This is a genomic window from Streptomyces sp. CG 926, assembly GCF_003148825.1.
Classification (GTDB): Bacteria; Actinomycetota; Actinomycetes; order Streptomycetales; family Streptomycetaceae; genus Streptomyces.
Genome location: NZ_QGGZ01000005.1, coordinates 498,810 through 504,855 on the forward strand (window position 1 = coordinate 498,810; position 6,046 = coordinate 504,855).

5 protein-coding genes and 1 tRNA gene are annotated in these 6,046 nt (G+C 70.5%); 1 reads left to right on the forward strand and 5 read right to left on the reverse strand.

Going from position 1 to position 6,046, the window contains the following annotated elements; genetic code table 11:
• Nucleotides 1-12 precede the first annotated feature (12 nt).
• The 5 genes from pth to BCL76_RS17030 form a co-directional block, all read right to left on the reverse strand.
• Nucleotides 13-603 carry an aminoacyl-tRNA hydrolase gene (gene pth, locus BCL76_RS17010; RefSeq protein ID WP_109780297.1) on the reverse strand — a complete coding sequence of 197 codons (591 nt, stop codon included), beginning with the start codon at nucleotides 601-603 and terminating at the stop codon, nucleotides 13-15.
• Nucleotides 604-701: 98 nt separating this feature from the next.
• The gene (locus BCL76_RS17015) at nucleotides 702-1,286 is read right to left on the reverse strand and encodes a 50S ribosomal protein L25/general stress protein Ctc (RefSeq protein ID WP_030761943.1); all 585 of its coding nucleotides are present in this window, start codon (nucleotides 1,284-1,286) and stop codon (nucleotides 702-704) included.
• 193 nt (nucleotides 1,287-1,479) lie between these two features.
• Nucleotides 1,480-2,457, reverse strand: a complete 978-nt coding sequence (locus tag BCL76_RS17020) for a ribose-phosphate diphosphokinase (protein WP_030008898.1) — start codon at nucleotides 2,455-2,457, stop codon at nucleotides 1,480-1,482.
• Between the two features lie 132 nt (nucleotides 2,458-2,589).
• Entirely contained in the window at nucleotides 2,590-4,035 is a 1,446-nt protein-coding gene (gene glmU / locus BCL76_RS17025) for a bifunctional UDP-N-acetylglucosamine diphosphorylase/glucosamine-1-phosphate N-acetyltransferase GlmU (RefSeq protein WP_109780298.1), read from the reverse strand.
• Between the two features lie 109 nt (nucleotides 4,036-4,144).
• Nucleotides 4,145-4,216: transfer RNA gene (locus BCL76_RS17030), tRNA-Gln, on the reverse strand.
• Nucleotides 4,217-4,384: 168 nt separating this feature from the next.
• On the opposite strand from BCL76_RS17030, the gene BCL76_RS17035 reads away from it, so the two are divergent.
• Nucleotides 4,385-5,713 (forward strand): sensor histidine kinase, encoded by a 1,329-nt coding sequence (locus BCL76_RS17035; RefSeq protein ID WP_109780354.1) that lies wholly within the window; start codon nucleotides 4,385-4,387, stop codon nucleotides 5,711-5,713.
• The last annotated feature ends 333 nt before the right edge of the window (nucleotides 5,714-6,046 follow it).

The following is a 6,046-nucleotide window of genomic DNA, read 5'->3' on the forward strand; positions in this document are numbered from 1 at the left end:
GCGTCCTGCCGGTCAGGAGTTGTACGTCGACTGCGCGCGCTCCAGGCCCTCGGCGATCAGGCACTCCACGGAGTCGGCGGCCCGGTCCACGAACCAGTCCAGCTCCTTGCGCTCCGTGGAGGAGAAGTCCTTCAGCACGAAGTCCGCGACCTGCATCCGGCCCGGCGGACGTCCGATGCCGCAGCGCACCCGGTGGTAGTCGGGGCCCATCGACTTGGTCATCGACTTCAGGCCGTTGTGGCCGTTGTCCCCGCCGCCCAGCTTCAGGCGCAGCGTCGGGTAGTCGATGTCCAGCTCGTCGTGGACCGCGACGATCCGCTCCAGCGGCACCTTGTAGAAGTCGCGCAACGCCGTCACCGGTCCGCCGGACAGGTTCATGTACGTCATCGGCTTGGCCAGCACCACGCGGCGGTTGGCCGGTCCCGGCGGGCCCATGCGGCCTTCGACCACCTGGGCACGGGCCTTGTGCGCCTTGAACTTCCCGCCGATCCGCTCCGCCAGCAGGTCGGCCACCATGAAGCCGATGTTGTGGCGGTTTCCCGCGTACTCCGGTCCCGGGTTCCCCAGGCCCACGATCAGCCAGGGCGCCGCGTCGTCCGACATCAAAAGCTCCTCGGTTCCTCTACGAAGACGACCGCCGTCCCGCTCCAGTGGAGCCGGACGGCGGTCGGTCAGCAACTGCTGAGGGGGTGGGGTGAGGCTCAGGCCTCTTCGCCCTCGGCGGCCTCGGCGGCCGGCTCCTCGGCCTGCGGGGCCACGACCTGCAGAACGGCGATGTCGCCGTCGACGGCCAGGGTGGTGCCCTTCGGGAGGACCAGGTCCGACGCGTGGATGGTGGCGCCGGCCTCGAGGCCCGCGATGGAGACGGTGACCTCGGTCGGGATGTGCGTGGCCTCGGCCTCGACGGAGATGGTGTTCTGGAGGGTCTCCAGCATGTTGCCGCCGGCGGCCAGCTCGCCCTCGGTGACGATCGCGACGTCGACGGTGACCTTCTCGCCCTTCTTGACGATCAGGAAGTCGACGTGGGAGATCGAGCGCTTCAGCGGGTGCTTCTGCACGGCCTTCGGGATGACCAGCTCGGAGCCGGCGTCGCCGAGGTCCAGGGAGATCAGGACGTTCGGGGTACGCAGCGCCAGCTGAAGGGCGTGGGCGTCGACGTTGACGTGCTTCGGGTCGGTGCCGTGGCCGTAGATGACGGCGGGGGTCAGGGCGTCGCGACGGGCCTGACGGGCAGAGCCCTTGCCGAAGGTGTCACGGATCTTGGCGGAAAGCTTGACCTCGGACATGCTCACTCCTCGTGGGGTGACGGAAGTTGGACGGAAGTCACCCGGCCGGAACGGCCTGCTACGAAGAGCGCGTCGATAACGGAGCATCCGCACCACGAACGGGTACGGCCTCCCTCGCCGAGCAACTCATGGAGTGTACCCGGCGGGGGAGGCCGCACCAAAAGGATCTACCGCGGAGCGGTCACCTCAGGCTCTACTGCTGCTCCTCGAAGAGGCTGGTGACCGAGCCGTCCTCGAAGACCTCGCGCACGGCGCGCGCGATCATCGGGGCGATCGACAGCACCGTGATCTTGTCGAGCTCCAGGTCGGACGGGTCCGGCAGGGTGTTCGTGAAGACGAACTCGCTGACCTTGGAGTTCTTCAGACGGTCGGCCGCCGGACCCGACAGGATGCCGTGCGTGGCCGTCACGATGACGTCCTCCGCGCCGTGCGCGAACAGCGCGTCGGCCGCGGCGCAGATGGTGCCACCGGTGTCGATCATGTCGTCGACCAGGACGCAGACGCGGCCCTTGACCTCACCGACGACCTCGTGGACGGTCACCTGGTTGGCGACGTCCTTGTCACGGCGCTTGTGCACGATCGCCAGCGGCGCGTCCAGACGGTCGCACCAGCGGTCGGCCACGCGCACGCGGCCGGCGTCCGGGGAGACGATCGTGAGCTTCGTACGGTCCACCTTGGCGCCGACGTAGTCCGCGAGGACGTTCAGGGCCGAGAGGTGGTCCACCGGGCCGTCGAAGAAGCCCTGGATCTGGTCCGTGTGCAGGTCGACCGTGAGGATGCGGTCCGCACCCGCGGTCTTCAGCAGGTCGGCGACCAGGCGGGCCGAGATCGGCTCGCGGCCCTTGTGCTTCTTGTCCTGGCGGGCGTACCCGTAGGACGGGACGATCACGGTGATGGAGCGTGCCGACGCGCGCTTCAGCGCGTCGATCATGATCAGCTGCTCCATGATCCACTTGTTGATCGGAGCCGTGTGGCTCTGGATCAGGAAGCAGTCCGCGCCGCGGGCCGACTCCTGGAAGCGGACGTAGATCTCACCGTTCGCGAAGTCGAAAGCCTTGGTCGGCACGAGGGCGACGCCCAGCTGGTGCGCAACCTCCTCGGCCAGCTCGGGGTGGGCGCGGCCGGAGAAGAGCATCAGCTTCTTCTCGCCGGTCGTCTTGATCCCGGTCACAGCACAGTCTCCTCAGACGTGTTGAAGCTGCTCGCCCCCATGTGCGTCCGTCCCGCACACGGTGAGCCAGCCGAATTGCGTGCACTATCACGGTACGCCGTCGCGGGCGTACGTGTTTCCGGTCAGTTCACCTCAGGGGCGCCCGGCGTCCTCCGTGGCCGCCGACTGCGCCGCCGTGGCAGCGGCACTGCCCGGACGCTTACGGGCCACCCAACCCTCGATATTCCGCTGCTGGCCACGGGCCACGGCCAGCGCGCCGGGCGGCACATCCTTGGTGATCACCGAGCCGGCCGCCGTGTAGGCGCCGTCCCCGATGGTGACGGGAGCCACAAACATGTTGTCCGAGCCCGTCTTGCAATGTGAACCGACGGTGGTGTGGTGCTTGTGCTCACCGTCGTAGTTCACGAAGACACTCGCGGCGCCGATGTTCGTGTACTCGCCGATCGTCGCGTCGCCCACGTAGGACAGATGGGGGACCTTGGTGCCCTCACCGATCGTCGCGTTCTTCATCTCGACGTACGTACCGGCCTTGGCCTTGGCGCCGAGGTTCGTGCCCGGGCGCAGGTAGGCGAAGGGGCCCACGCTCGCCTGCGGGCCCACGACCGCGCTCTCGGCCACCGTGTTGTCCACCCGGGCGCCCGCGCCCACGTGGGTGTCCTTGAGCCGGGTGTTGGGGCCGACCTCCGCGCCCTCGGCGATGTGCGTGGCGCCGAGCAGCTGGGTGCCGGGGTGCACGATCGCGTCCTGCCCGAAGGTGACGGTCACGTCGACGAAGGTGCCGACCGGGTCGACGATCGTGACGCCCGCGAGCATGGCCTGCTCCAGCAGGCGCGCGTTCAGCAGCGCACGGGCCTCGGCGAGCTGGACGCGGTTGTTGATCCCGAGGATCTGCCGGTGGTCGCTGCCGACGGCCGCGCCGACGCGGTGACCCGCCTCGCGCAGGATGCCGAGGACGTCGGTGAGGTACTCCTCGCCCTGGCTGTTGTCGGTACGGACCTTGCCGAGCGCGTCGGCGAGCAGGGCGCCGTCGAAGGCGAAGACGCCCGAGTTGATCTCACGGATCGCACGCTGGGCGTCGGAGGCGTCCTTGTGCTCGACGATGGCCGTCACGGCGCCGCCGGCGTCGCGGACGATGCGTCCGTAGCCGGTGGAGTCGGGGACCTCGGCGGTCAGCACGGTGACGGCGTTGCCGTCGGCCTCGTGCGTCCGCGCGAGTCGGGCCAGGGTCTCCCCGGTCAGCAGCGGGGTGTCGCCGCAGACGACGATCACGGTGCCGGTGATCACGCCGCCGAGCTCTTCGAGGGCCATGCGGACGGCGTGTCCGGTGCCGTTCTGCTCGTACTGGATCGCGGTGCGGACGTCGGCGTCGATGCCGGCCAGGTGCGCGGTGACCTGCTCCCGGGCGTGCCCGACGACCACGACGAGGTGCTCGGGGTCCAGCTCGCGGGAGGCGGCGACGACGTGACCGACGAGCGAGCGCCCGCAGATCTCGTGCAGAACCTTGGGAGTCGCCGACTTCATGCGGGTGCCTTCACCCGCTGCGAGTACGACGACGGCTGCCGGGCGGTTGGCGCTCACGGGGATGCCCTTCGGCTTCGGGGGTGGACCCGTGAAGGATACCGGGGTGCCGGGGCCCCGAAACGAGGCCGGGTCCTGACCTTTGCGGTCAGGACCCGAACCTGTGGAGCTCCCCCGCCAGGACTCGAACCCGGACATAAGGCACCAAAAGCCTCAGTGCTGCCAATTACACCACAGGGGATTGTTTCCAACTAAATCGGACATCACGTCTGGTGATCCAGTTGCCGGCACCTACTATGCCGCACCAAGTGCCCTCAATGCGACGGTACAAAACCGAGCCTTTCAGGACGGGTACCGCGAGGCGTTTTCCCTGGGCCGTGTGCAGGGGGCGCTGCGTACGCTGGACGGCATGACCAAAACGGGGGAAGTGGAAGGCCGGGCCGGCCCGCCTTTGTGGTGGGCGCGGCGGCGGGACGCGGTGTGGGACGTGGTGCTCGGCGGGGTGTCCGCCGTGGAGTGCGCGTGGGAGGGAGTGCCCTTCGCCGCCGAGGCGGGGCTGCCGACAGCGGTCGGCGTGCTGTTCGGGTTCGTGGTGGGGGCCACGCTCGTCCTACGGCGCCGGTGGCCGATCGCCGTGGTGCTCGTCGGGATCGCCGTGTCACCGGCGGCGATGGGGTTCCTGCTCGCGGTGGTCGGCATGTACACGCTGGCCTCCTCCGAGGTGCCCCGGCGGATCACGGCCACGCTGGCCTCGATGTCGCTGGCCGCGACCTTCGTCGTGATGTACCTGCGCACCCGCGGGGACGTGGAGGCGGACCCGACGCTGGTGGTCGTGCTGTCCGTGTTCGTCGCGGTGGCGCTGACCGTGCCGCCGGTGCTGTTCGGGCTCTACATCGGGGCCCGACGGCGCCTGATGGAGAGCCTGCAGGAACGGGCGGACTCGCTGGAGCGGGAGCTGTCGCTGCTCGCGGACCGGGCGGAGGAGCGGGCCGAGTGGGCCCGTACGGAGGAGCGCACCCGGATCGCGCGGGAGATGCACGACGTGGTCGCCCACCGGGTGTCGCTGATGGTGGTGCACGCGGCCGCGCTGGAGGCGGTGGCCGTCAAGGACCCGGCGCGGGCCGCCAAGAACGCGGCCCTGGTGGGGGACATGGGACGGCAGGCGCTCACGGAACTACGGGAGATGCTCGGTGTGCTCCGGGCGCCGCCCAAGCCGGTCCCGGCTCCGGTGCCGGCGATGGCGGTCGCGGCGGTGGCGTTCGCGGGTGCGGGTGCGGGTGCGGGTGCGGGTGCGGGTGCGGGTGCCGGTGCCGGTGCCGGTGCCGGTGCGGGGGTGGGGGTGGAGGACGGGCCCTCGCTCGACGACCTGGAGGTGCTGGTCGGGCAGTCGCGGGCGGCCGGGATGACGGTGGAGGTGCTGGTGCACGGCGAGGGGGCGGCGTACGCGGCGGAGGTCGAGCAGACGGCGTACCGCGTGGTGCAGGAGGCGCTCACCAACTGCCACAAGCACGCGCCGGGGGCGCGGGTCGTGGTGCGGCTCGCGCACCGGGCGGGGGAGGTCGCGATGCAGGTGGAGAACGGACCGTGCGACGGGAAGGCGGCCGAGCCGGGGCTTCCCAGCGGGGGGAACGGGCTGGTCGGGATGCGGGAGCGGGTGCTCGGGTTGGGCGGGGTGTTCGTGTCCGGTCCTACGGACGCGGGGGGATTTCGGGTGTCGGCGGTGCTGCCGGTCCGCTAGCCGCTGGGTCGCCGGGGCGGTGGTGCCGGGGCGCTGCCCCGGACCCCGCGCCTCAATCGCCGGCGGGGCTGGGTTCGGCTGCGCGTACCCGGTGGCTCCCGCCAGGGAGCGCTTCGGTGTGGGTCGGTGCCCCGGCGGAGTGTCTCCTCGGCTCGCGCGGTACGGCATGTCTCGGCTGTACCCGGTGGTGCGCGCTCGTCCTGCGGGGACACTCCGCCGTGTCCCCGCCCCACGGCGATGCGTTCGACAGTGCCCCGGAATCACCCCGACGCGTGGGGAGCGGGGACGGGCAGGGGTGTCCCCGCAGGACGAGCGCGCAACCACCGACCCACA